The organism is Plantactinospora sp. B6F1 (assembly GCF_040120695.1).
Classification (GTDB): Bacteria; Actinomycetota; Actinomycetes; order Mycobacteriales; family Micromonosporaceae; genus Plantactinospora.
The window spans coordinates 25,724-49,601 of the sequence record NZ_JBEEAC010000034.1 but is presented as its reverse complement, the minus strand read 5'-3'; the positions used below and the strand labels follow the sequence as shown (position 1 = coordinate 49,601).

23 protein-coding genes are annotated in these 23,878 nt (G+C 71.2%); 12 read left to right on the top strand and 11 right to left on the bottom strand.

Annotated features, from left to right (window positions below):
* Positions 1–291 precede the first annotated feature (291 nt).
* Both ABNF97_RS28625 and ABNF97_RS28620 read left to right on the top strand, forming a co-directional pair.
* A complete protein-coding gene (locus ABNF97_RS28625) occupies positions 292–852 on the top strand; it encodes a CBS domain-containing protein (RefSeq protein WP_349340435.1) in 561 nt (186 codons plus the stop codon).
* A complete protein-coding gene (locus tag ABNF97_RS28620) occupies positions 849–1,046 on the top strand; it encodes a hypothetical protein (RefSeq protein ID WP_130464007.1) in 198 nt (65 codons plus the stop codon). Before ABNF97_RS28625 ends, ABNF97_RS28620 begins: the two co-directional genes overlap by 4 nt.
* A 25-nt stretch (positions 1,047–1,071) precedes the next feature.
* On the opposite strand, the gene ABNF97_RS28615 is transcribed toward ABNF97_RS28620, so the two are convergent.
* Together ABNF97_RS28615 and ABNF97_RS28610 are read right to left on the bottom strand one after the other, a co-directional pair.
* Complete coding sequence (locus ABNF97_RS28615; protein ID WP_130466173.1) at positions 1,072–1,434, bottom strand: DUF488 family protein, N3 subclade; 363 nt, start codon at positions 1,432–1,434, stop codon at positions 1,072–1,074.
* Between the two features lie 64 nt (positions 1,435–1,498).
* Positions 1,499–1,762, bottom strand: coding sequence for a hypothetical protein (locus tag ABNF97_RS28610; RefSeq protein WP_130464006.1), 264 nt, complete (start codon positions 1,760–1,762; stop codon positions 1,499–1,501).
* 465 nt (positions 1,763–2,227) lie between these two features.
* Here ABNF97_RS28610 and ABNF97_RS28605 point away from each other — a divergent pair, with 465 nt between their 5' ends.
* The 7 genes from ABNF97_RS28605 to mnhG are packed head-to-tail and all read left to right on the top strand — an operon-like array spanning position 2,228 to position 8,737.
* Positions 2,228–2,713, top strand: a complete 486-nt coding sequence (locus ABNF97_RS28605; protein ID WP_130464005.1) for a cation:proton antiporter regulatory subunit — start codon at positions 2,228–2,230, stop codon at positions 2,711–2,713.
* A complete protein-coding gene (locus ABNF97_RS28600) occupies positions 2,707–5,577 on the top strand; it encodes a Na+/H+ antiporter subunit A (protein WP_349340434.1) in 2,871 nt (956 codons plus the stop codon). Before ABNF97_RS28605 ends, ABNF97_RS28600 begins: the two co-directional genes overlap by 7 nt.
* A gap of 14 nt (positions 5,578–5,591) precedes the next feature.
* The gene (locus ABNF97_RS28595) at positions 5,592–6,011 is read left to right on the top strand and encodes a Na(+)/H(+) antiporter subunit C (protein WP_349340446.1); all 420 of its coding nucleotides are present in this window, start codon (positions 5,592–5,594) and stop codon (positions 6,009–6,011) included.
* The gene (locus ABNF97_RS28590; RefSeq protein ID WP_130464003.1) at positions 6,008–7,513 is read left to right on the top strand and encodes a Na+/H+ antiporter subunit D; all 1,506 of its coding nucleotides are present in this window, start codon (positions 6,008–6,010) and stop codon (positions 7,511–7,513) included. Before ABNF97_RS28595 ends, ABNF97_RS28590 begins: the two co-directional genes overlap by 4 nt.
* A complete protein-coding gene (locus ABNF97_RS28585) occupies positions 7,510–8,064 on the top strand; it encodes a Na+/H+ antiporter subunit E (protein WP_349340433.1) in 555 nt (184 codons plus the stop codon). The genes ABNF97_RS28590 and ABNF97_RS28585 overlap by 4 nt, the downstream gene beginning before the upstream one ends.
* On the top strand, positions 8,061–8,390 hold the full coding sequence (locus ABNF97_RS28580; RefSeq protein ID WP_130464001.1) for a monovalent cation/H+ antiporter complex subunit F: 330 nt from the start codon (positions 8,061–8,063) through the stop codon (positions 8,388–8,390). The genes ABNF97_RS28585 and ABNF97_RS28580 overlap by 4 nt, the downstream gene beginning before the upstream one ends.
* Entirely contained in the window at positions 8,387–8,737 is a 351-nt protein-coding gene (gene mnhG / locus ABNF97_RS28575) for a monovalent cation/H(+) antiporter subunit G (protein WP_130464000.1), read from the top strand. The genes ABNF97_RS28580 and mnhG overlap by 4 nt, the downstream gene beginning before the upstream one ends.
* 149 nt (positions 8,738–8,886) lie before the next feature.
* Here the strand turns inward: mnhG and ygiD are convergent, their stop codons facing one another.
* Positions 8,887–9,771, bottom strand: a complete 885-nt coding sequence (ygiD, locus tag ABNF97_RS28570; RefSeq protein ID WP_349340432.1) for a 4,5-DOPA-extradiol-dioxygenase — start codon at positions 9,769–9,771, stop codon at positions 8,887–8,889.
* A gap of 596 nt (positions 9,772–10,367) precedes the next feature.
* Between ygiD and ABNF97_RS28565 the strand changes: the two genes are divergently transcribed.
* From ABNF97_RS28565 to metG, 3 genes are all read left to right on the top strand, one after another.
* Positions 10,368–11,189 carry a rod shape-determining protein gene (locus tag ABNF97_RS28565; protein WP_130463999.1) on the top strand — a complete coding sequence of 274 codons (822 nt, stop codon included), beginning with the start codon at positions 10,368–10,370 and terminating at the stop codon, positions 11,187–11,189.
* Positions 11,190–11,356: 167 nt separating this feature from the next.
* Positions 11,357–11,677, top strand: a complete 321-nt coding sequence (locus ABNF97_RS28560; RefSeq protein WP_130463998.1) for a TraR/DksA C4-type zinc finger protein — start codon at positions 11,357–11,359, stop codon at positions 11,675–11,677.
* 349 nt (positions 11,678–12,026) lie between these two features.
* A complete protein-coding gene (metG, locus tag ABNF97_RS28555; protein ID WP_130463997.1) occupies positions 12,027–13,586 on the top strand; it encodes a methionine--tRNA ligase in 1,560 nt (519 codons plus the stop codon).
* A gap of 43 nt (positions 13,587–13,629) precedes the next feature.
* Here the strand turns inward: metG and ABNF97_RS28550 are convergent, their stop codons facing one another.
* The 8 genes from ABNF97_RS28550 to ABNF97_RS28515 form a co-directional block, all read right to left on the bottom strand.
* Positions 13,630–14,856, bottom strand: a complete 1,227-nt coding sequence (locus ABNF97_RS28550; protein ID WP_349340445.1) for an MFS transporter — start codon at positions 14,854–14,856, stop codon at positions 13,630–13,632.
* A gap of 128 nt (positions 14,857–14,984) precedes the next feature.
* Positions 14,985–15,746 carry a respiratory nitrate reductase subunit gamma gene (gene narI / locus ABNF97_RS28545; protein ID WP_130463995.1) on the bottom strand — a complete coding sequence of 254 codons (762 nt, stop codon included), beginning with the start codon at positions 15,744–15,746 and terminating at the stop codon, positions 14,985–14,987.
* Positions 15,743–16,363, bottom strand: a complete 621-nt coding sequence (gene narJ, locus ABNF97_RS28540) for a nitrate reductase molybdenum cofactor assembly chaperone (protein WP_349340431.1) — start codon at positions 16,361–16,363, stop codon at positions 15,743–15,745. The genes narI and narJ overlap by 4 nt, the downstream gene beginning before the upstream one ends.
* Complete coding sequence (gene narH, locus ABNF97_RS28535) at positions 16,360–18,039, bottom strand: nitrate reductase subunit beta (protein ID WP_349340430.1); 1,680 nt, start codon at positions 18,037–18,039, stop codon at positions 16,360–16,362. Before narH ends, narJ begins: the two co-directional genes overlap by 4 nt.
* Complete coding sequence (locus tag ABNF97_RS28530; protein ID WP_349340429.1) at positions 18,039–21,704, bottom strand: nitrate reductase subunit alpha; 3,666 nt, start codon at positions 21,702–21,704, stop codon at positions 18,039–18,041. The genes narH and ABNF97_RS28530 overlap by 1 nt, the downstream gene beginning before the upstream one ends.
* 187 nt (positions 21,705–21,891) lie before the next feature.
* Positions 21,892–22,512: a vitamin K epoxide reductase family protein gene (locus ABNF97_RS28525; protein WP_207230589.1), complete on the bottom strand. Its 621-nt coding sequence runs from the start codon at positions 22,510–22,512 to the stop codon at positions 21,892–21,894.
* A complete protein-coding gene (locus ABNF97_RS28520) occupies positions 22,512–23,261 on the bottom strand; it encodes a thioredoxin domain-containing protein (RefSeq protein WP_207230588.1) in 750 nt (249 codons plus the stop codon). Before ABNF97_RS28520 ends, ABNF97_RS28525 begins: the two co-directional genes overlap by 1 nt.
* 70 nt (positions 23,262–23,331) lie before the next feature.
* Positions 23,332–23,772, bottom strand: coding sequence for a hemerythrin domain-containing protein (locus ABNF97_RS28515; RefSeq protein WP_130463990.1), 441 nt, complete (start codon positions 23,770–23,772; stop codon positions 23,332–23,334).
* Positions 23,773–23,878 lie beyond the last annotated feature (106 nt).

Sequence of the window (23,878 nt, the reverse complement as noted above, 5' to 3'; positions counted from 1 at the left end):
ATTCGCCCTGATGCTCGCGGCCGGTGTCGCAGCGGTTCTGGCGGGAATGTTGGCCGTCGGGTACGGCGTGCTCGACCTGGTACTTATGGTCGTGATCGTGGGTGTGCTGGGTTGGTTCGTGACCGTTGCGCCGTTTCGCCCGCCGCGTACGATGCCCCGGATGCCCCCTCGTCCGAGCACCGTCCGACGCGGGTAACGGGTCGCGGGCCACGGCGAGCGACGCCGCCGGCACGGACTCTCGATGCAGGTACCGCTTGCGGTGCCTGATCCACCCACGGACAGGAGGAGCACATGCGGTGGCGGGTACGCGATGTGATGACGACGGACGTGATAACGGTGCACGATGATGCGCCGGTGACGCAGATCGCGGCCGTGCTGACGGAACGACAGATCAGCGCGGTCCCGGTCGTCGACCGGTTCGACACTGTCACCGGCGTGGTGTCGTGGACCGACCTGCGCGACACGGTGGAGACCGCCGAGGTCGGCACCGAGACCGGGGGCCGCTGGTGGGCGGCGCGGCTCTCTCGGCTGCGCTGGCCGAAGAGGGCGGCGGTGGACGTGATGACTGCCCCTCCGGTCACCGTCGCACCCCCCGCGTCCCTGGCCGCCGCAGGCCGGTTGATGCACCGTCGGGAGGTCGGCCGGCTGCTGGTCGTCGACGACCGGAGCCGGTTGCTGGGCGTCGTGACCCGCAGCGACCTGCTCAAGGGGTACGACCGGCCGGACGAGGTCATCCGGAACGGGGTGACACAGCCGCTACCTATCAACGGACCGCATCCGTTCCGGCGTCCGGGATTGGACGACAACATGTCCGAGTACGGCGACCGCGGCGGATCGAAGGCGCGGATATGACCGGCCGACCAGTGGGCGCTGCGGCGACACCACAGATCCGGACCCTGCCCGACAGCGCCGTCGAGCCGGCGCGGCAGCTCGGCCAAGAGGCGGGAGCGGCACACACCGACTCCGCAGACTGGTTCCCCGCCGACATCGTCGACGAGTGGGGAGCGCAGTCCTTCCCGGCCAGCGACCCACCGGCCAACTGGTAGTCGCGAAGCGGGAAGGGTGGCGGTGCTACCCGGGGTGCCGTAGCAGCTCGGTCAGCACCGCCGCGTGGCTGTGTGCGACGTCCCTGGTCGCCGTCAGCAGCGTGACCGGTCCGCGCCGACACAGCGCGTCGAGCCGGTCGAGGGCGGCCGCCCGGGGCGGCTCCCGCAGCTCGGCGAGGTAGCGGTCCCGGAACTCGCCGAACCGGTCCGGGCGGTGGCCGTACCACCGTCGTAGCTCTGTGGAGGGCGCGACATCGGTGAGCCACTCGTCGAGTCGGGCGGTGGCCTTGGTCACACCGCGCGGCCACACCCGGTCCACCAGCACCCGCGAACCGTCATCCGGTGACGGGGTGTCGTAGACCCGGATCAGCCGAACCTCTCGGGACATCCCCACCTGCCGATCGTACGTCCGGTACCCGACCGTACCGGCACGGCGGGCGCGTGGCGTCCGCTCACGGGCGGCACGGCGACCGCTCACCCCGGTCCGCCACCGTCCCGCCGCCGGATATCAGGTGCAGGGCAACCGGGCCGAGCGCGAGCCCGGCGGCCAGTACGAAGCCGTGTCCCGTCCGCATGCCCGCCAGGATGGCCGACACGGCCACCGCCAGCAGCAGCCAGCCGGGCCGGCGGCTCCGGTTCGGTCGCCGCCCGCTGTGCGGGGCGGGCGGCCGGCCGGTGTGCTGGCGGGCGCGGGCCGGCGGACGATGAGGGTGCATGACTCCAGCGTCACCGGGTGCCGATCGAACGCCGAGGGGCGGCGCGGGACGACATCGGCGGCGCCGGATGCCGGCGGCCGGCAACCTGACCCGGGTCGTGGCACGCGGAGGGCGGCACGGCCGGCCCCGGGTGCCCGGTCGGCCCGGCGTTGCCCGTACCTGGAAACGAAGCAGGACCTTGATTGCCTGTGTCGCCCGATGGCACCGGCGCGTCGGCGGGCTAGGCTTGATCTGCGCCGGCAGTTCGGATTCGTCAGCGGTGCGTTCGTGCCGGCGCCAGGCCATGCGACCTGCCCGGGAGACGCTGCCACTCTGCTCGCGCGACCGAAGATCCGCGTGGGGCCGTCTCGTGACGGGCTCGCCACCGGCCCGACCGGTTGGACGCAGGCCACACGGGGTACCACCCCGCCCGAGCACGAGGCGGTCCGGCCGGGCTGCCGCATCCGATCCTGGACAGGAGTGCCCATGACGATGGAACGTACCGGTCTGCCCGGCGTGGGGATCTCTCATGTACTGACCACATGGGAGGGTAACCGCCTGGGAATCGTGTCACACCTCGACGGTCGGCACGTTCTCGTGCTCTACGACCGGGCCGAGCCGGAGCGGGCGATCGCCGACGTGACGTTGCGGCCGAACGAGGCCCGCTCGGTGGCGGACGTTCTGCACGCCAAGGTCACCATGGATCACGTCGCGGACCTGATCGAGCCGTTGGGTGGGGTGCAGGCGGTACGGATCCGCATCCGGTCCGGGTCGACGTACGTGAACCGCCCGCTCGGGGACACCCGGGCGCGGACCCGTACCGGAGCCTCGATCGTGGCGGTGCTGCGTGGGGAGGAGATCACCGCCTCGCCGGGCCCGGACTTCGTCTTCCGGGCCGACGATGTCGTGGTGGCCGTCGGGCACGACGACGGGCTTGCCCAGTTGCGGGATCTGCTGGCCGCCACGTGCTGATCGTTCTGCTGGCGCACCTGGCGGTCGCTGTCGCGGCGCCGCCGCTGGTGCGGTGGCTCGGTCCGCGGGCGTTCTACCTGCTGGCCGGGGCGCCGCTCGCCGCCGCCGCCTGGGCCGCCGCGCACACCAACGAGGTCCTCGGGACAGGCGCGGTCGAGTGGACCCATCCCTGGGTACGCCCGATCGGTATGTCGCTGGCGCTGCGGGTGGACACGCTGTCGTGGCTGATGGTGCTGCTCGTCGGCGGGATCGGCGCGCTGGTCCTGGTGTACTGCGCGCAGTACTTCGACGCGGACGAGCCGGACCTGGGCCGGTTCGCCGGTGTCTTCGTCGCCTTCGCGGGAACGATGCTGGGCCTGGTCGTCAGCGACGACCTGCTCCTGCTGTACGTGTTCTGGGAGCTGACCACCGTCTGCTCGTACCTGTTGATCGGGCACTCGGTGACCAACCGACCGAGCCGGCGGGCCGCGCTGCAGGCGCTGGTCGTGACGACCGCCGGTGGCCTGGCGATGCTGGTCGGCATCGTCATGCTCGGCGAGCACGCCGGCAGCTACCGGTGGTCGGAGGTGGCCGACTCGCTGCCGGGCGGCTGGTACCTGGCCACGGCGATCGTGTTGATCCTGCTCGGGGCGTTGTCCAAGTCGGCGGTCTTCCCGTTCAGTTTCTGGCTGCCGGCGGCGATGGCGGCACCGACCCCGGTCAGCGCCTACCTGCACGCGGCCGCGATGGTCAAGGCGGGAGTCTTCCTGGTCGCGCAGCTCGCACCGGCGGTCACCGTCGCCGGCGGTCCGGCGGCGACGACGTGGCGGGTCGTGGTGCTCGGCGCCGGCGTCGCCACGATGCTCTACGGCGGCTGGGTGGCGCTGCGGCAGTACGACCTGAAGTTGCTGTTGGCCTACGGGACGGTGAGCCAGCTCGGCCTGCTGATCGCCGTACTCGGTGCCGGCGGGCGGGATGTGGCGGTGGCCGGTGCCGCGATGCTGCTGGCGCACGCGTTGTTCAAGGCGGCGCTCTTCCTCGTGGTCGGGATCGTGGACCGGGCGACCGGCACCCGGGACCTGCGCCGGCTCAGCGGTCTCGGCCGGCGGGCACCCGCGCTCGCCGTGGCCGCCGGACTGGCCGCGGCGTCGATGGCCGGGATACCGCCGATGATCGGCTTCGTCGGCAAAGAGGCGATCTTCGTGGCCCTGTTCGACGCCGGGGTCACCGGCCGGGTGGTGCTGGCCGGTGTCGTCGCCGGCACCGTGCTCACCGTGGCGTACACGCTGCGGTTCATGTGGGGCGCCTTCGCGAGCAAGGCCGCCGTGCCCGGCGCGGACCCCGGCGTCGGCGCCGCGACGAAGGTGGACCGGAGGGTGGTGTCGGCGCTGCTGGCCGCGCCCATGCTGATCGCGCTGACCGGCGTTGCCGCCGGGATCGCCGCACCGCTGGTGGACCGCCTGCTTTCGCCGTACGCCGACCGTTTCGCGGCCACCGGGCCGGTGTACCACCTGGGGCTGTGGCACGGGCCGGGTGTCGCGCTCGGCCTCTCCCTGCTGGTGCTCGTGCTGGGTGCGCTGCTGTTCCGGGCCGGGGTGCCGACCGGTCGTCGGCCGGCGCGCGTCGGCGACGTTCCCGCATCCTCCGGCTACGACCGGTTGATGGCCGTGGTGGACCGGACCGCGGTGGAGGTGACCGGCGCCACCCAGCGCGGGTCGCTGCCGTTCTACCTGGGTGTCATCCTGCTGGTGCTGATCGCCGCGGCCGGCACGGTACTCGCGGTGGGCAGGCCGTTCGGGGAGCCGGTCCAGCTGTGGGAGGCACCGCTGCACGCGCTGCCGGTCGCGGTGCTGGTCGTCGCGGCGGTGGTCGCCACGGCTGCCCGCCGTCGGCTGACCGCGGTCATCCTGGTCGGGGTCACCGGCTATGCCATCGCCGGCCTGTTCCTGCTGTACGGCGCACCCGACCTGGCGCTGACCCAGTTCCTGGTCGAGACGGTCACGATGGTGATGCTGGTCCTGGTGCTCCGCCGGCTGCCCACCCACTTCTCCGAGCGGCCAGAGGTCCGGACCAGATGGCTCAGGGTCGCCGTCGGCACCGCCGTCGGCACGGTGATGGCCGCCATGGCGTACGTCGCCGTCGGGGCCCGAACCGCGATCCCGGTCTCGGTCGACTTTCCCGAGCTGGCGGTGTCGTTCGGGGGCGGTCGCAACATCGTCAATGTCATCCTGGTCGACATCCGGGCCTGGGACACGATGGGTGAGGTCTCGGTCCTGGTCGCGGTGGCCACCGGCGTGGCGAGTCTGATCTTCCGGCGGGCCAGGCGACTGCACCGGCGTGGACCCGGTAGCCTGCCGCCGAAGCCACCGGACGGCGAACCGGTCTGGCTCATGGCCGGTCACACCGTGGCCGCCGGCCGCCGCTCCACGATGCTCGAGGTGATCACCCGGCTGCTGTTCCACGCGATCGTGCTGCTGTCGGTGTACCTGTTGTTCACCGGACACAACACCCCCGGCGGCGGGTTCACCGGCGGCCTGGTCGCGGCGCTGGCGCTGGTGCTGCGCTACCTGGCCGGCGGGCGGCACGAACTCTCGACCGCCGCCCCGGTCGACGCCGGTGCGGTGCTCGGCGCGGGCCTCTTCGTCGCCGTGGGCACCGGTGTCGGCGCCATGGTGCTGGGTGGGCAGGTCCTGCAGAGCGCGATACTCGACTTCCACCTGCCGCTGCTCGGGCACACGCACGTGGTCACCTCGACGCTCTTCGACATCGGCGTCTATCTGATCGTCGTGGGACTGGTCCTCGACGTGCTGCGCAGCCTCGGTGCCGAAGTGGACCGACATCAGGACGCCGACCGGAAAGCCGAGCAGACGGAGGAGATGGCGTGAAGGTGAGCCTGATCATGCTGGTCGCCGTCGGCGTGTTGTTCGCCGCCGGGGTGACGCTGCTGCTGGAACGTACGCTGACCCGGGTACTGCTGGGCGTGATCCTGCTCGGCAACGGCGCCAACGTGTTGATTCTGTCCACCGCCATGCCGGGGGACCCGCCGATCGTCGGCGCCGCCGCGCCCGGTGAGATGACCGATCCGCTTCCGCAGGCCATGATCCTGACCGCCATCGTCATCACGCTCGGGATGACGGCGTTCCTGCTCGCCCTCGCCTACCGCAGCTGGCGGCTGGTCGGCCACGACGAGGTGCAGGACGACATCGAGGACCGTCGGATCATGGCGATGGCCGAACGCGACGAGGGATCGGACGCCGCCGACGCCGACGCCGATGCCGACGACGCCGACCGTGACGTGACCCGGGCGGTGCACCCGTGACCTGGCTGGTACCGCTGCCGGTGGTGATGCCGCTGCTCGGCGCGGCGGTGACGCTGCTGATGTTCCGGCGCCCCCGGATCCAGCGGGTGGTCAGTGTCGGCGTCCTGACCGCCACCCTGGCGGCTGCGGTGGCGCTGCTGGTGCTCTCCCGGTCGGGGCCACTGGTCGCTCCGGTGGGCGGCTGGCCGGCTCCGGTCGGCATCGTGTTGGTCGCCGACCAACTCGCCGCGTTGATGCTGGTGGTCTCCGCCGCGGTGACACTCTGCGTACTGGTCTATTCGATCGGGCAGGGTGTGGCGGACGGCGAGCGAGCGGCGCCGCTGGCCATCTACCACCCCACGTACCTGATCCTCACCGCCGGCATCACCAACGCGTTCCTCTCCGGCGACCTGTTCAACCTCTACGTCGGCTTCGAGATCCTGCTGGCCGCCAGCTACGTGCTGATCACCCTCGGCGGCACCGAGACCCGGGTCCGGGCCGGCACCACGTACGTCGTGGTGAGCCTGCTCTCGTCGGTCATCTTCCTCGCCGGCATCGGGCTGGTGTACGCCGCCACCGGCACCCTCAACCTGGCCCAGCTGGTGTCGCGGCTCGATGCGCTGCCCGACAGCGTGCGACTGCTCCTACAGGGGATCCTGCTGCTGGCCTTCGGCATCAAGGCGGCGGTCTTCCCGCTGTCGGCCTGGCTGCCGGACAGCTATCCGACCGCTCCTGCCCCGGTCACCGCCGTGTTCGCCGGTCTGCTCACCAAGGTCGGTGTCTACGCCATCATCCGCACCGAGACCCTGCTGTTCCCCGGTGGACGAGTGGCCGACGTGCTGACGGTCGCCGCACTGGCGACCCTGGTGGTCGGCATCCTCGGTGCCGTCGCCCAGTCCGACATCAAACGGATGCTCTCGTTCACCCTGGTCAGCCACATCGGGTACCTCCTGTTCGGGGTCGGGCTGGCCTCCCGGGCCGGCATCGCGGCGGCGGTCTTCTACACCGTCCACCACATCGTGATCCTCACGACGCTGTTCCTCGTCGCCGGGCTGATCGAACGACGTGGCGGCACCACCGCCGTCGACCAGCTCGGCGGGTTGGCCCGGACCACTCCGCTGCTGGGCGTGCTGTTCTTCATCCCGGCGTTCAACCTCGCCGGCATACCCCCGTTCTCCGGCTTCCTCGGCAAGCTGGGGCTGGTACGCGCCGGCATCCAGGACGGCAGGCCGCTGGCCTACGTCCTGGTTGCCGGGGCGATGCTGACCAGCCTGCTCACCCTCTACGCGATCGGCCGGGTGTGGAACCTGGCGTTCTGGCGGTCCCCGGTCGGCACCTCCGCCAGCGCCCCGCCCCGGAGTACGCCGCGGATGATGGTGGCCGCGACCGCCGCGCTGGTCGCCGCCGGCGTCGCGCTGACGCTGATCGCGGGGCCGCTGTACGAACTCACCGACACGGCAGCGGGCGACCTGCTGGCCCGCCACCCCTACGTGCGGGCCGTGTTCCCCGGAGGTGCGCCGTGACCGCCGTCCGCCCGGACCGCCGCATCCGCGACCGACTCATCGCCGTCGGCGGGCTGACCGTGCTGTGGATGCTGCTCTGGGGCGTGTTCTCCTGGGCGACGTTCTTCGGCGGGCTCGTGGTCTCCGCCGTCGTCATCACCGTCTTCCCACTGCCGCCGGTGACCTTCGCCGGACGGCCACGGGTGCTGGGGCTGCTGCGGTTCGCCGCCAGGTTCCTCCTCGACCTGGTGGTGGCCAGCGCCCACCTGGCGTGGACCGCGGTCCGGTTCCGGTACCGGCCGTACAGCGCGGTGATCGCCGTGCGGTTGACCGTCCGCTCCGACCTGAACCTCACCCTGTGTGGGGAGGCCGTCTCGCTGATTCCCGGCAGCATCATCGTCGACACCGACCGCGCCGCCGGGGTGCTCTACATCCACGTCTTCGACGTCCGCGACCGGAACGCCGTCGAGGAGTTCCGCCGCGAGGTCTACGCCCTGGAGGCCCGGATCGTGCGTGCCATCGGCTCCGCCGCCGAACTCAAGCAGATCACCAACGAGAGAGGTCACCGATGACCGTCGTCGCTTATGTCGTCGCGGTGCTGCTGGCCGCCGGATTCGGCCTGGCGCTGCTCCGAATCGTGCGGGGCCCGTCCACACTGGACCGCATCGTGGCCAACGACGTACTGCTCGCCATCGCCGTCGGCGCGATCGCCACCGAGGCGGCGTACACCCGTGACGCGACCGGACTGCCGATCCTGCTCGGGCTGGCCCTGCTCGGTCCGATCGCCTCGATCGCCGTCGGCCGGTTCGTCGACCCGGCGTCGCCCGTCGCCGGGCCGACACTCGAGCGTGAGGAGGGGCCGGCCGACGGGCAGCCCGGTCCCGCGGGGCAGCGATGACCGCGGCCGGCGTCGTCGACGTCCTCGCCGCCGCATGCCTGCTCTGCGGCGCCCTGCTGAGCCTGGCGGCAGGCCTCGGCCTGCTGCGCTTCCCCGACCTGCTCTCCCGGATGCACGCGGCGACCAAGCCGCAGGTGCTCGGACTGCTGCTCATCCTGACCGGCACGGCGCTGCGGCTGGGCACCGTCGTCGACGTCACCACGCTGGTGCTCGTCGGCGCGTTTCAACTCGCCACCGCGCCCGTCGCCGCGCACATGGTGGGCCGCGCGGCCTACCGAACCGGCCAGTTCCGCCGCGACCTGCTGGTCACCGACGAACTCGGCGCGCGGCAGAACGACGACGGGTAAACCGCCTGACCGTCGGCCCGGGCCGCGTCCTGGAACGCCATCCGGGCCCGGCGCCGCGGAGGTGTCCCGCCCCGTGCGACCGCCGGGAGGTCGGTACCGTAAGGCGACGCCGCCCGAGACCACGCCGACGGCCTGCCTCCGCCGGGTGGTCAGATGTTGGATCCGTCCGGCGGCAGGTCGGCCGGCGGCTGCGGGGAGCCGGCGCCACTGAGGGCGTCCGGGCGGCGCAGGCCGAGCGTGTACGCCGTCATCGAGAGCGACCCGTAGGCGTAGCCGTCGACCAGAACGTCGGTGCCCGGCGTGTCGGTGGCTCCGGCCAGGCCCGCGAGGTACAGGGCGGGGATGATGTGGTCCGGGGTGGGTGCGGCGCGGCGGTAGTCGGGGTGGGCGTCGAGGGTCGCGAACTCGGTCGGATCGGTGAGCATCCGGGTCTTGGCCTCCTCGTCGAAGCGCTGGGCCCAGTCGTAGCCCTCGTCGGTGAGCTTCCAGTCCATGCCGCGCAGGTTGTGCACCACGTTACCGCTGGCGACGATGAGTACCCCTCGCTTGCGCAGCGGCGCCAGCTTGGCACCCAGTTCCAGGTGGTAGTCGAGCGGCTTGTCGGCGTTGATGCTGAGCTGGACCACCGGAATGGAGGCGTCGGGAAAGGCGTGCACGAGCACCGACCAGGTGCCGTGGTCGATGCCCCAACTGTCGACGTCCGCACCGACCCAGGTCGGGTGGACGACGTCACTGACCTCAGCGGCCATCTCGGGTAGTCCGGGGGCGGGGTACTGCACCTCGAACAGTTCCTGGGGGAAGCCGTAGAAGTCGTGGATCGTCCGCGGCCTCGGCATGGCGGTGACGGCGGTGGCGTTGATGTACCAGTGGGCGCTGACGACCAGGATCGCGCGTGGGCGCGGCACGCTCTCTCCGAAGGCTCGCCATGCCGAGGAGTAGCGGTTGACCTCCAGCGCGTTCATCGGATTGCCGTGGCCGAAAAAGGCCGCCGGCATCGGGGTGTCCGGGGTGTTGACGGATTCTGGAGTCACCATCGTGCCCTTCCTCGCGCGTCCGGTGGTGGATCTCGATCATTATGGCCGCCGCCGAGACCATATGCGCTGGATATCCGCCTTCGGGGGCCGGCCCCCGGGCGCCGGGCCGCATCCCCGCCCGCCGTCGCCCACCGGCTCTGACCCCAGCGCCCACCGGCTCTGACCCCAGCCTCATGCGCGGTCGCGCCCACCTTGCCGGTCGCCGGCAGTACGAAGCCGAAGACCTTGCCGGCGGCAGCCCATGCCGCAGCGGCGCGACAGGCGGATGCTCGAGGTTCTATCTGGTCGCGAGCGTGCGAGGAGGTGTGATGACGACCGGTAAGGCCACGAAGCTTCCGGGCGTCGCCAGCCTGCGCGCGCACGGCCTCGCTGCGCCGGCCGGCAGTGCACCGGTCGCGCCACCAGGTTCCGATGGTCCGGTGCAGGACAGTCCAGCGCCCCCGGTGCGAGTCGTCGCCACGGTGCGCAGAGGCACGGCTCGCTAGCCGCAGCGCCCCGACAGACCTGCCACACACCTGGCAGGCGACCGGCGCTACCAGCATTCTGCTCGGTCGACTCCGACGACCGATCGTCTTCGAGGTGGAAGGGGCTAGACGGTGAGCATCGTCGATCAGCACGGCGCCCTGGCATCGGCGTCCGCCTCGGGCACCCAGCGTACGGCCGGCGAGCCCACCGGCACCGAGCCGGCCGCGGTCGGCATCGACCTGGGCAGCGGCTACGCCCGGATCTGGGCCTCCGGACGCCCCTTGGTGCAGCTGCCCAGCCTCAACGACAGCCTGAGCAACCCCAAGCCCCTGGTGCAGCGCGGCCGCATCGCCGATGCGAACGGCCTGCGGAGGCTGCTGGACCGGATACTGTCCCGCTACCACCAACCGCTGCCGTCCGGAGCGGTCATGGTCGCCTGCCGACCGGTCCTGAGCAAGGCGAGCGACGACGAGGCCATGCGGGAGCTGCTCACCACGGTGTTCCAGCCGTCCCGGCTGATGCTCACCCCCACCATCCGCGCAGCCGCGATCGGCGCCGGCGCGGCACCGGGTCCGCTGCTCATCGCGGACGTCGGAGCGCAGCTCATCGAGGTCGCGATGCTGGCTGACGGGGGTCTGATCACCGCCCGCCAGGCGACCATCGGAGTCCGGGACCTCATCGGGCCCACCGCCGCCGATGTCGTCGTCCACACCGTCACCGACCTGGTTCAGGACCTACGCCGGGACGGCCGGGCGCGCGACGTCGACCGGGCCGCCGCGCACCGCGGCCTGGTCCTCGTCGGCGGCGGGGCCAACACGCCGGAGTTGGCCGCCCGGGCCACCGCCGTGCTGCGGCTGCCGGTCCGGTCGGCCAGACGTCCTCGCGTCGCCGCGGTGCACGGTGCCGGGCTGTCCGCCCTCGCTGCGATACGTCGCCGCCCGCGTCGACGCTGACCGGTCCCGGGCGAGCCCCACCGGCCACGCGGCACCGTACGGCCCCGGGCGGCGCCGTGGACCTTGTCGCCAGCCGTGGGACCACCGCCAGCCGTGGAACTGCCAGGAAAGTCGATCGTGAACTGCCAGGAAAGCCAGCCGTGGAACCTCGAGAAAGGTAGCCATCCATGACCACCGTCGACAACAACCGTCTACAGAACTTCCAGCAGGTCCTGCAGGCCCAGCTCGACCAGCAGACCGCCGAACTGGAGAAGCTCAGGACGCACCGCAGGAACCCCGAACAGATCGGCCTGGACCCGCAGACCGTCACCGCGCTCATCAACTCCACGCAGCGGGCCGTGGCCGACAACACCGAGGCATTGCAGCGGATGACCGACGGCAGCTACGGCACGTGCGAGCAGTGCCAGCGAGACATCCCCACCGAACGGCTGGAGATCCTGCCGCACGCCCGCTTCTGCATGCCGTGCCAGCAGGCGCGCAACCGCTGAACCGGCGGTGGGCGGGGCTGCCGCGGGTCCTGTGAGGTCGGACGGTCAGCGCGCCGGGGCCGCGGTCCGGCCCGTGGCACGCTGACCCCGATCTTCACCACCTGACGGAACCGCACGCACGCGTCCCGGGGCCAGACACTCCCAAGATCCCGGGGCGACCTCCCCCGTGTCACGGGCGGCCGCGACCCCGGTGGCATCATCGACGCGGCCCGCTGCGCCGGTCGGGCGTACCGTCCTGTTACCCTTTTAGCCCTGTCGACGACCGCCGGGTGATCGCCGACCGATCGACGAGACAAGATTAGCCACACCGACAAGATTAGCCACACCTGAAGAGTAATCCGGGGGTAAGATGCCCAGCGCGGTGTTCCTGTCGACCACTATTCCATATGTCAATGCGAAGCCGCATCTCGGCCACGCCCTGGAATATGTGCAGAGTGACGCGTACGTCCGTTACCTGCGGCAGCACGGTCGGGACACCTTCTTCCTGACCGGCTCGGACGAGAACAGCCTCAAGAACGTGCTCGCCGCCGAGCAGGCGGGTGTCTCGCCCCGGCAGCTGGTCGACGACAACGTGCAGAACTTCACCCGTCTGATCGACGCACTCGAGGTCGACAATTCGTATTTCATCCGGACCAGCGTGGACCCGGACCACATTGCCGGTGCGACCGAGATCTGGCGTCGGATGGAGGCTGCCGGCGACATTTACAGCATGGCCTACGAGGGCCTTTACTGCGTCGGCTGCGAGCAGTTCTACAGCGAATCGGAACTCGTTGACGGGCTCTGCCCCGAGCATCTCACCCGGCCGGAGACGGTGGAGGAGACGAATTACTTCTTCCGCCTGTCCCGCTATCAGGACCGCATTCTCCAGGCCCTGGAGTCGGGCGAGCTGAAGATCACCCCGGCGTCCCGGGCGAACGAGGTGACGAGCTTCGTCCGGTCCGGCCTGGCGGACATCAGCATCTCCCGGTCCCGGTCCCGGGCCCGGGGCTGGGGGATCGACGTCCCCGCCGACCCGGACCAGGTCATGTACGTCTGGATCGACGCGCTGACCAACTACGTCAACGCGTTGGGCTGGCAGCGCGAGGACGAGCGGTTCGCCCGGTACTGGACCGACGCCGAACGCCGGGTGCACGTCGTCGGCAAGGGGGTCATCCGGTTCCACGCGGTCTACTGGCCCGCCATGCTGATGTCGGCCGGCCTGCCGATCCCGACCGACGTGGTGGTGCACGGTTACATCACGCTCTCCGGGCAGAAGATCAGCAAGTCGCTCGGCAACGTCGTCGACCCGGCCCAGCTTGTCGGGGAGTACGGGGTCGAGGCGGTCCGGCACTTCCTGCTCGCCGACTTCTCACCGTTCCTCGACGGCGACTTCAACGAGGAGCGGCTGGTCAACCGCTACAACGGGGACCTCGCCAACGGACTGGGCAACCTGGTCAGCCGGGTCGCCAGCATGATCGGCCGATACCGGGGCGGTGTGGTGCCGGCCGCAGGCCCGCTGGACGAGGCGGAGACGGCGCTGCGCGACCAGGTGACGGCCAGTGCGACCGGGGTACGCGCGGCAATGGACCGCTACGACCACCGCGAGGCGAACGCCCGGATCTGGGAGCTGGTCCGGCGGGCCAACGCGTACGTGGACGAGCGGGCGCCCTGGCACCTGGCGAAGCAGGAGAGCACGGACGAGGCAGCCCGGGTCCGGCTGGACACCACGCTGCACCACCTGGCGGGGGTGATCCAACAGTTGGCCGCCCTGATCGCGCCCTTCCTCCCGTCCGCCAGCGAGCGGATCGGCACGGCGCTCGGCGCCAAGCCGGCCGATCTGCTGGAGCAGGGCGACTCGCTGCCGGACCTGACCGGCCGGACCGTGGAGAAGCCCGCCGTGCTCTTCCCCCGCATCGAGGTGGCCGGCTGAGCGGGATCCGCCCGCCCCGGCCCGCGGCACCGATGCCAGGTGCTCAGGATGGCGCGGCGTCGGCCGGTGGTCGCCCGCCGGGCTCCGTCCGGCGGGCGAGGCCGCTCATTTTGACGGCGGTGTAGACGGCGGCGGCCAGGGCGACGTCGGAGAGCAGCATCAGGCCGATGGCGTACGAACCTTCGACGCCGTACACCCAGCCCATGATCAGCGGCGGGACGAAGCCGCCGAGTCCACCGGCGGCACCGACCACGCCGGTGACGGTGCCGACCTTGTCGGCCGGGGCGACCCTGCCGACCAGCGCGAAGACCGAACCGCTGGCCGCGCCGAGGAGTGCGGCCAGGCCGAGGAAGCAGATCGTGGCGATCGGCATCAGCGCCGGCTGGAACGCCTGCACCACGGCGAAGACCGCGGTGCCCACGAAGCACCAGACGAGCACCGGCACCGGGTGGAACCGGTCGGAGAGCCAACCCCCGGCGGGTCGGGCGAGGACGGCGAGGATCACGAAGCCGGCGGTACGCAGTGCGGCGTCGCCCGCGGACAGGTCGTAGGCGGTACGCAGGTAGGCGGGCAGGTAGACGCTGAACGCGACGAAGCCGCCGAACCCGACGGCGTACAGGAAACACAGCTGCCAGGTGACCGGCAGCCGGCCGACCTCGGCGACGCGCGCCCAGGCGGAGCCGGCGGGCCGCTGCCGGCCGGGTGCGTCCCGGATGAGCAGGAACGCCAGCACGGCGTAGCCGGCGAGGATCGCCGCGACGAGCAGGAACGGCGTCCTGGCGCCGTAGGCGTCGGCGAGTTGGACGGTGCTGAAGTTCGAGATGGCGGTTCCACCCATGCCGGCGCCGAACACACCGATGGCGAAGCCCCGCCGCGCGGGCGGGTACCAGCCGGAGACCAGGGGTACGCCGACGGCGAAGGCGGTGCCGCCGATGCCGAGGAAGAACCCGGTGACGATGAGCGCAGGGAAGGACGACACGACCGAGAGGGTCAGCACCGGGACGATGGTGGCCAGGCTGACGACCGGGAACATCACCCGGGCGCCGAACCGGTCGGTCAGGGCCCCGATCGGGATGCGGCCGATGGAGCCGACCACCACGGGGACCGCCACCAGCAGCGACTGGGCGGTGAAGCTGAGGCCGAGGCGCTCCTTGACGCCGGGCCCGAGGGGACCGAGCAGTGCCCAGGCCCAGAAGTTCACCGTGAATCCCACGGTCGCCAGCAGCAGGTTGCGTCCGGCTCCGGGCGGGGGCGCCGCCGGGGGGTTCACGGCGGCGGAGGTCCGTGCCGCGGTACCGCCTGTCGTCGTCATTTCTGTCTCACCTCGGGAACGCCAGGGCCGGAGCGCTGCCGGCACGCCTGCGCCGACGGATCGGTTCGAGTGGATCGCGTGGTGGGTCAGCCACGACGGCGGGTGGATTCCGTCGGTCGGGTCGGGAGCTTCGGCGGGCCCTCCCAGCCGGGGCGGGTGGGACGCAGACCGGGGCGGGGATCGCGGCTGCGGTACGGGACGTACGGGCGGGTGAGGTAGCCGACAGGTGCGCTGAAGGCGTGCACGAGCCGGGTGAACGGCCAGAACGCGAAGAGGGCGAACGCGGCGACGATGTGGATCTGGAAACCGATCGGGACGCCGGCCATGATCTCGGGGTCCGGGCTGAGGTAGAACAGCGACCGGAACCACGGCGAGATGGTTTCCCGGTAGTCGTAGCCGGCGCCGGCCACGTTCGCCCGCACGGTGGCCCAGAGCCCCAGCACGATCACCGTGGCCAACACCGCGTACATGGCCTTGTCGTTGCGGGTGGTGGCGGCGAAGACCGGGCCGGTGAGGCGGCGCCGGGCGATGAGGATCGCCATCCCGATCAGCGTGCAGAACCCGGCGACGGTGCCGATGAAGACCGCCATCAGGTGGTACGTGTGTTCGGTGATGCCGACCGCCTCGGTCCAGGATTTCGGCACGAGCAGGCCGCCGACGTGTCCGATCAGGACCATCAGCACGCCGAAGTGGAACAGCGGGCTGCCCCAGCGCAGCACCGCCGTCTCGTAGAGCTGCGACGAGCGGGTGGTCCAACCGAACTTGTCGTACCGGTAGCGCCAGACCAGCCCGCCGACGAGGACGGCGATGCTGAGATAGGGGAAGACGACCCAGAGCAGGACGTTCATCTGCGGCCTCCGGTGGTGTCGACGAGCCCGAACGGTTCCAGGCCGACCTGCTCGACCGGTGGCCCCGTCCGGGCCAGCCGGAGAGCGGCGGCGATGTCACCGGGCTGCGCGGGCGGCAACATGGCCAGCACCCCCCTGATGGCGTGCTGGTAGACCGACTTCTCGGTGTCCAACGCCCGGGCCAGCAGGTCGAGGCCGACCCGGTTCTCCCGCAGCAGCCGCCAGCCGGCGTCGTCGTGCGCGGCGAGGTCCAGCACGGCCGGCAGGTAGTCCGGCAGCTCACCGTCGACGGTCCGCAGGCCGGCGTCCCGGTACGCGGTGGCGAACAGCACCAGCGCCTCGCCGCGTCTGCGGGTGTCGCCGCAGGTGTAGTAGGTCAGGTGCAGGCAGCACCGGCGGCGGAAGTCGAACAGCTCGACGTAGCCGCTCGCCAACGTCGCCGGGGCCGCCTCGGCGCGGTACTCGGCGACGGTCCGCAACGGTTCCGCCACCGTCGCCGGCACACCGTCGAGAGCCGCCCGCACGACCGGCAGCGCGGCCATGACGGCCTGGTCGGGATAGCGCAGCAGCAACGAGGCGGCCCGGGCCGCGACCGCGCGCCAGGTCGGCTGGCTCACGGCTCACCTCCGTCCTTGCGGGGCGGGAACAGCCCTTCCGGGGTGCCCTTGCCGTCCCAGTTGAGCAGGTTGATCCGGGTGCCCTTGTCCTCCGGCGCGGCGACCGAGTCGGCGGTCTGCCGGTCCCGCAACATGTGGAACGTCTCGACCTGGATCGGGGCCGGAGTCCCGGAGGACTCCCCGAACGGGCCCTGGCCGTACGGGCCGCCGCCGCCCATCCCGGGCCCGCCCTCGTAGTCGAGGCTGCACTCGGTGCCGAGCTGTTCGAGCCGGTGCGCGTCCTCGGCGTGCGCGGCGGGGATGACGTACCGCTCGTCGTACTTGGCGATGGCGAGCAGCCGGTACATGTCGTCCAGCTCCTGGCCGGTCATTCCGACGGCGGTGGCGATGGACTCGTCACGTGGCTCACCGAGGTTGACCCGGCGCTGGTAGGCGCGCATGGCGCCGAGCCGGTTCAGCACGTCGCGCACCGGTCCCGGGTCACCGGCGGTGAAGAGCCCGGCCAGGTATTCCAGCGGGATGCGCAGCGCGTCCACGGCGCCGAACAGGTTGTCCAGGTCCTCACCGTCGTGACCGGTGTCCCGCAGCACGTCCACCACCGGCGACAGCGGCGGGATGTACCAGACCATCGGCATGGTGCGGTACTCCGGGTGCAGCGGCAGCGCCACCTCGTACCGCATGATGAGGTCCCAGATCGGGGACCGCTGTGCGGCCTCGATCCAGTCGTCGGGGATCCCCGCCGCCCGTGCCGCGGCGACCACCTCCGGATCGTTGGGGTCGAGGAAGACCGACTTCTGCGCCGCGTAGAGGTCGTGTTCGTCCTCGACCGCCGCCGCCCGCGCCACGGCGTCCACGTCGTAGAGCATCAGTCCTATGTAGCGCAGCCGGCCGACACAGGTCTCGGAGCAGATCGTGGGCTGGCCGATCTCGATGCGGGGGAAGCAGAACGTGCACTTCTCGGCCTTGCCCGTCCGGTGGTTGAAGTAGACCTTCTTGTACGGGCAGCCGGTGATGCACATCCGCCAGCCCCGGCAGCGGTCCTGGTCGACCAGGACGATGCCGTCCTCGGCCCGCTTGTAGATGGCGCCGGAGGGGCAGGACGCCGCGCAGGACGGGTTGAGGCAGTGCTCGCAGATGCGGGGCAGGAAGAACAGGAACGCCTTCTCGTACTCCTCGCGGACCCGGTCGGAGACCTGCCGCAGTACCGGGTCCCCGGCGGCGATCTCGTTGCCGCCGGCCAGCGAGTCGTCCCAGTTCGCCGACCAGCTCACCTTGGTGTCCTGGCCGGTCAGCAGGGACTTGGGCCGGGCGACCGGGGTGTCCTCCCCGGCCGGCGCGGTGAGCAGGTGCTCGTAGTCGTACGTCCAGGGCTCGTAGTAGTCCCCGATGGCCGGCAGCTTCGGGTTGGCGAAGATGCTCAACAGCTTCTTCAGCCGCCCCCCGGCGCGCGGCTTGAGCCGGCCGGACCGGGTGCGCACCCAGCCGCCCTGCCAGCGCTCCTGGTCCTGGTAGGTGCGCGGGTAGCCCTGGCCGGGCCGGGACTCGACGTTGTTGAACCAGACGTACTCGACACCGGACCGGTTCGTCCAGGCCTGCTTGCAGGTGACCGAACAGGTGTGGCAGCCGATGCACTTGTCGAGGTTCATCACCATCGCCATCTGGGCCATGACGCGCATCAGTAGGACACCTCCTGGGAGCGGCGGCGGATCACGGTGACCTCGTCACGCTGGTTGCCGGTGGGTCCGAGGTAGTTGAACGCGAACGACAGCTGGGCGTAACCGCCGATGAGGTGGCTGGGCTTGATCAGCAACCGGGTCAGCGAGTTGTGGATGCCGCCGCGCCGCCCGGAGGTCTCGGCCTTCGGTACGTCGATCACCCGTTCCTGCGCGTGGTACATGTACACCGTGCCCTCGGGCATCTTGTGCGTCACCACGGCCCGGCACACCACCACGCCGTTGCGGTTGACCGCCTCGATCCACTCGTTGTCGCGTACCCCGATCTTCGCGGCGTCGGCCTCGCTCATCCACATCGTCGGTCCACCACGGGACAGGGTCAGCATGATCAGGTTGTCCTGGTATTCCGAGTGGATGGACCACTTCGAGTGCGGCGTCAGGTAGCGCACGGTCAGCTCCAGCTCGCCGTCGCGGCCCAGCCGCGGTTCGCCGAAGAGCTTGTGCATGTCCAGTGGCGGCCGGAAGACCGGCAGTTCCTCACCGAGTTCCTGCATCCAGTCGTGGTCGAGGAAGAAGTGCTGGCGTCCGGTGAGCGTGTGCCACGGCTTGAGCCGTTCGGTGTTGATGGTGAACGGGGAGTACCGGCGGCCGCCGTGCTCGCTGCCCGACCACTCGGGGCTGGTGATGACCGGCACCGGGCGGGACTGGGTGTCGGCGAAGGTGATCTGCTTGCCCTCGTGCTCGGCGGACATGTCCGCCAGCCGCTGTCCGGTACGCCGTTCCAGGAAGTGGAACCCCTCGGTCGCGACCCGGCCGTTGGTGGTGCCGGAGAGCGCCAGGATGGCTTCGCAGGCCCGGATGTCGGTGTCGAGCCGGGGCCGGCCGTCCGCCGGCCCGCCGCGTACCTGACCGTTGACCCGGCGCAGGTAGTCGATCTCGGGGGTGACGTCGACGGTGACCGCCTTGGTGGTGGTGCCGAGCCGGTCCAGCAGCGGCCCCAGCGCGGCCATCCGGTCGGCGACGGCGCCGTAGTCACGTTCCACGACGACGAACTTCGGCATCGTCCTGCCCGGTACCGCCGGCGCCTCACCGGCCTGCCAGTCGCGCACCACGCCGCCCGGGGTGGCCAGCGCGTCCGGGGTGTCGTGCAGCAGCGGGGCGGCGACGAGGTCCCTGCGGACCCCCAGGTGCCGGCCGGCCAGCGCGGAGAACGCCTTGGCGATGCCGTGGAACGCGGTGAAGTCGGTACGGGTCTGCCACGGCGGGTTGATCGCCGGGGTGAAGGCGTGGATGAACGGGTGCATGTCGGTGGTGTTCAGGTCGTGCTTCTCGTACCAGGTGGCGGCCGGCAGCACGATGTCCGAGAAGAGCGTCGTGGAGGTCATCCGGAAGTCGAGACTCAGCAGCAGGTCGAGCTTGCCCTCCGGGGCGTCCTCGTGCCACACCACCTCGGTCGGGCGCTTCTCCGGCGGCGCCTCGGCGGCGCGCAGCGACGAGTCGGTGCCGAGCAGGTGCCGGAGGAAGTACTCGTTGCCCTTGGCCGAGGAGCCGAGCAGGTTCGCCCGCCACACGGTCAGCACCCGGGGCCAGTTCTCCGGCGCGTCCGGATCGGTGCAGGCGAACCTGAGCCGTCCGTCGACGAGCGCGTCGGCGACGTGTCGGGCCGGGTCGTCCGGGTTCGCGGCGAGGGCCTCGTCGGCGAGGTCGAGCGGGTTGCGGTCGAAGGTGGGCATCGACGGCATCCAGCCCAGCCGGGCCGACTGGGCCAGCAGGTCGGCGGTGTGCCGGCCGGCGAACCGCCCCCGCCCCAGCGGCGAGGCGAGCACCTCCGCGTTGTACTGGTCGTAGCGCCACTGGTTGGTGTGGATGTACCAGTAGGCGGTGCCGATCATCTGCCGTGGCGGTCGTACCCAGTCCAGGCCGAACGCCAGATGCGCCCACCCGGTGACCGGCCGGCACTTCTCCTGCCCGACGTAGTGCGCCCAGCCGCCGCCGTTGACGCCCTGGCAGCCGGTCAGCGTCGTCAGGGCGAGCATCGCCCGGTAGGTGGCGTCGGAGTGGAACCAGTGGTTGGTGCCGGCCCCCATCAGGATCATCGACCGGCCGCCGGAGCGTTCCGCGTTGTCGGCGAACTCCCGGCCGATCCGGGCCACCGCCGCGGCCGGCACCCCGGTGATCGGCTCCTGCCACGCCGGGGTGTACGGCTCCGCCGGGTCGGTGTACCCGGTCGGCCAGACCCCGGGCAAACCGGGGCGGGCCACCCCGTACTGGGCCAGCATCAGGTCGAAGACCGTGGTGACCAGCCGGCCGGCCACCTCGGTGGTGGGTACGCCCCGGCGCATCACCTCGGGCAGGTCGTTGTCGAAGCGCGGCAGCGCCACCTCGACCGCCGCCCCGCCGTCGCAGCTGAGCCGGGGCACGATGTCGCCCAGATCCAGGTTCCACCTGCCGACCCCGGCCTCGCTGAAGCGGTCGCCGAGCGACCCGTTCGGCACCGCCGGCGCGTCGGTCGCGATGTCCCACAGCACCGGCCGGAACGCCGCCTCCCCGTCGGTCTCACCCAGGTCGGCGGCGGTGAGGAACTTGCCGGGGCGGTAGCCGCCACCCTCGACCGGTTCGAGGCTGACCAGGTACGGCAGGTCGGTGTACCGGGAGACGTAGTCGACGAACCGGGGCACCTGCCGGTCGACGAAGAACTCCTTGAGGACCACGTGCCCCATCGCCATCGCCAGGGCACCGTCCGTGCCGGGCTGTGCCGGCAGCCAGTCGTCGGCGAACTTGACGTTGTCGGCGTAGTCCGGCGACACCACCACGACCTTCTGGCCCCGGTAGCGGGCCTCGGCCATCCAGTGCGCGTCCGGCGTCCGGGTGACCGGCACGTTCGAGCCCCACATCACCAGGTAGGAGGCGTCCCACCAGTCGCCGGACTCGGGTACGTCGGTCTGGTCCCCGAACATCTGCGGCGAGGCGACCGGCAGGTCGGCGTACCAGTCGTAGAAGGACAGCATGCTTCCGCCGATCAGCGAAAGGAACCGGGCGCCGACGGCGTGCGAGACCATCGACATGGCCGGGATCGGCGAGAAGCCCGCCACCCGGTCCGGCCCGTACTCCTTGATCGTGTGCACGTGTGCCGCCGCCACGATCTCCTGCGCCTCGTCCCAGGTCACCCGCACCAGACCGCCCTTGCCGCGGGCCCGCTGGTAGCGGCGACGGCGCTCCGGGTCGGCCTGGATGTCCGCCCACGCCGCCACCGGGTCGCCCAGCCGCCGCTTCGCCTCGCGGTACATCTCCACCAGCACACCCCGGGCGTACGGATAGCGCACCCGGGTCGGGGAGTACGTGTACCAGGAGAACGCCGCACCGCGCGGGCAGCCCCGGGGCTCGTACTCCGGCCGGTCGGGGCCGACGCTCGGGTAGTCGGTCTGCTGCTGCTCCCAGGTGATGATGCCGTCCTTGACGTACACCTTCCACGAGCACGAGCCGGTGCAGTTCACCCCGTGGGTCGAGCGCACCACCTTGTCGTACGACCACCGATCCCGGTAGAAGCTGTCCGCCTCCCGGCCGCCGATCTGGTGCAGCGTCCGGCCGTCCGCGGACACCTCCGCCCGGCGTACCAGGCCGCCCACCGCCAGCAACGCCCGTCCCGCAGCATCGGTCACGCCCGCCATCTGCCCTCGTTCCCTCACTCGGCTCGGTGGTCCTCCCCGGCGGGCGCGCCCGCCGCGCCGTGGTGCCCCACGCTGGTACGTTCCGCGTCCGGACGCAAGTCGGCGACGCGACACGGACCACTTCACCGTGATCTTTCGAGATCCGCAGGGGCCATAGGTCCCGAACGGACAGGTCGGCCGGGCCGACCTACCCGAACAGCAGGTCGCCGTAGCGGAGCACGACGGCGAGGGTCAGGATCAGCAGCCAGATCACCACGATGACCAGATCGAGGTTGGCCCGCAGCCCTCGGACCAGGGCGGCCCGCATCCGGGCCGGCAGGAACAGGTTGCCGTCGCGGATGTTGACGTGGGTCAGGGCCGCGAACACCAGGGTCGTGGAGACGGTCACCAGCAGGCACCAGGGGCACAGCGCGCCGATATGAAACATCGACTGGTAGAACAGCCAGTAGGCGAAGCCGAGGCCGACGGCGTAGACCAGTTGCGCGGCGAACATGAACCAGCGCGGGAACCGCACCCCGCCCAGGTGGGCCACCGCCAGGGTGATCACCACCGGCTCGGCGACCAGCCCGAGGAACGCGTTGGGGAACCCGAGCAGCTGCGACTGCCAGGCGGCGGCCACGGTGCCGCAGCTGATCACCTCGTTGATGTTGCAGGAGAGCTCTGCGGCCGGATCGGCGGCCAGTTTGACCGCGTCGACCGCCAGCACGAACGAGGCGATCAGGCTCAGCACCGACGAGAGGAGCATGGTGCCGAAGATCCAGGCGTCGGTGTGCCGGACCCGGTGCAGCGTGCCGAGTGCGCCGGCCACTAGGTACCGCTCCTGGCCGCCGCCTCGACGGCCTCGGTCAGCGGGCCGGCGCGGTACACGTCGCCCTCGAACACCGTGCCGTTGATCCGCACCGTCGGGGTGCCCTGCACACCCGAGTCGAACGCGGTCCGGGTCACCTTGGCCACCCACGGTTCGAAGACGCGCTCGTCGAACGCGTCGACCACGTCCCGGCCGACTCCGGCCCGGATCGCCAGGTCGGCGATCTGTTGGTCGGTGAGCCCCCGGGTGCCCTCCCGGGGCTGGTCGTCGTAGAACGCGGAGTGCAACGCCCAGACCCGGTCCGGGGCCCGGTCGGCGACCGTGGCGATCGCGTTGGCCGCCCTGCTGGAGTATCTGCTGCCCTGCGAGGTGCGGTCCAGGAACGAGATCGGCCGCAGCTCCACCCGGGCCGTGCCGGCCCGGACGAGCCTGTCCAGTTCGCCGCCGTTGGCCTGCTCGAACTTGCCGCATGCCGGGCACATGTAGTCCAGGTAGATCTCCACGGTCACCGGCGCACCGGGCTGGCCGACCGGGATCGCACCGGTGGGGGTGAGGTTGGCGGGGGTGACCAGGGCCCCGCCAGCGCGGGCGGGTGGCTCGTCCTGGTTCGCGGCGTCGAACACCGCGAACCCGATGGCGATCACCAGACCGGCGATGACCAACCCGCCGACGGCGAGTGCCCAGTTGATCCGCCGGCCGCGCCGCGCCGCGACGGCCGCCTGTGCCCTGCGCGTTTCGCGGGACGTCACTCGCTGCTGTTTACCCATACCACGTCATCCGTTCCAGATCGAGAGGTGTGCACGAAGCAGCGGTCAGCTGCTATGCCGCGCTGGGTTGCCGCGCGGTGAGGCGGTCCCACGCCGGGATCGGCAGCGCGATCGCCGCCGCCGGGAACAGCCCGTGTTCCTCGTTGTCGATGTGCCGGTGCAGCCGGGTCAGGGCGGCCAGCACCGCCGGCCAGTCCGGTGCGGCGCGATCGACCGCGCCGAGGACGCCGTGGATGTCGTCGTGCTCGTCGCAGAGCTTGTCCACCGCCTCGGTCAGGCTGCCCTCCGCACGAAGCTCGACGAAGAGGCCGGCCTCCTCGGTGTCGGTGTGCGGCGTCAGCAGGGCGAGCAACGCGTCGAGCCGTACCAGCGGATCATCCGTACCGGACGTGATCGCCGTACGCAGACTCCCGGCCGCGTTGGCGATCGCCTCGTGTTCGGCGGTCAGTCGACCGATCACCGGGAACTCCCGGCAGCCGCAGTAGTTGCACACGATCGTTCCTCCTGACGATGACCCGTCGGTACTTCCAGCCTGTTCCCGGCCATCCCCGGCAGACAGGGTCTTTGGTCCCGTGCCGACCTGCCATCGGCACCCGGAC

Bases quoted from the DNA above. Each gene is read 5' to 3' on its own strand.
- narH (WP_349340430.1), bottom strand. From the start codon at position 18,039: ATGCGCGTCATGGCCCAGATGGCGATGGTGATGAACCTCGACAAGTGC.
- ygiD (WP_349340432.1), bottom strand. From the start codon at position 9,771: ATGGTGACTCCAGAATCCGTCAACACCCCGGACACCCCGATGCCGGCG.
- narI (WP_130463995.1), bottom strand. From the start codon at position 15,746: ATGAACGTCCTGCTCTGGGTCGTCTTCCCCTATCTCAGCATCGCCGTC.
- ABNF97_RS28530 (WP_349340429.1), bottom strand. From the start codon at position 21,704: ATGGCGGGCGTGACCGATGCTGCGGGACGGGCGTTGCTGGCGGTGGGC.
- ABNF97_RS28625 (WP_349340435.1), top strand. From the start codon at position 292: ATGCGGTGGCGGGTACGCGATGTGATGACGACGGACGTGATAACGGTG.
- ABNF97_RS28615 (WP_130466173.1), bottom strand. From the start codon at position 1,434: ATGTCCCGAGAGGTTCGGCTGATCCGGGTCTACGACACCCCGTCACCG.
- metG (WP_130463997.1), top strand. From the start codon at position 12,027: ATGCCCAGCGCGGTGTTCCTGTCGACCACTATTCCATATGTCAATGCG.
- ABNF97_RS28620 (WP_130464007.1), top strand. From the start codon at position 849: ATGACCGGCCGACCAGTGGGCGCTGCGGCGACACCACAGATCCGGACC.
- ABNF97_RS28560 (WP_130463998.1), top strand. From the start codon at position 11,357: ATGACCACCGTCGACAACAACCGTCTACAGAACTTCCAGCAGGTCCTG.
- ABNF97_RS28595 (WP_349340446.1), top strand. From the start codon at position 5,592: ATGCTGGTCGCCGTCGGCGTGTTGTTCGCCGCCGGGGTGACGCTGCTG.
- ABNF97_RS28580 (WP_130464001.1), top strand. From the start codon at position 8,061: ATGACCGTCGTCGCTTATGTCGTCGCGGTGCTGCTGGCCGCCGGATTC.
- ABNF97_RS28610 (WP_130464006.1), bottom strand. From the start codon at position 1,762: ATGCACCCTCATCGTCCGCCGGCCCGCGCCCGCCAGCACACCGGCCGG.
- ABNF97_RS28605 (WP_130464005.1), top strand. From the start codon at position 2,228: ATGACGATGGAACGTACCGGTCTGCCCGGCGTGGGGATCTCTCATGTA.
- mnhG (WP_130464000.1), top strand. From the start codon at position 8,387: ATGACCGCGGCCGGCGTCGTCGACGTCCTCGCCGCCGCATGCCTGCTC.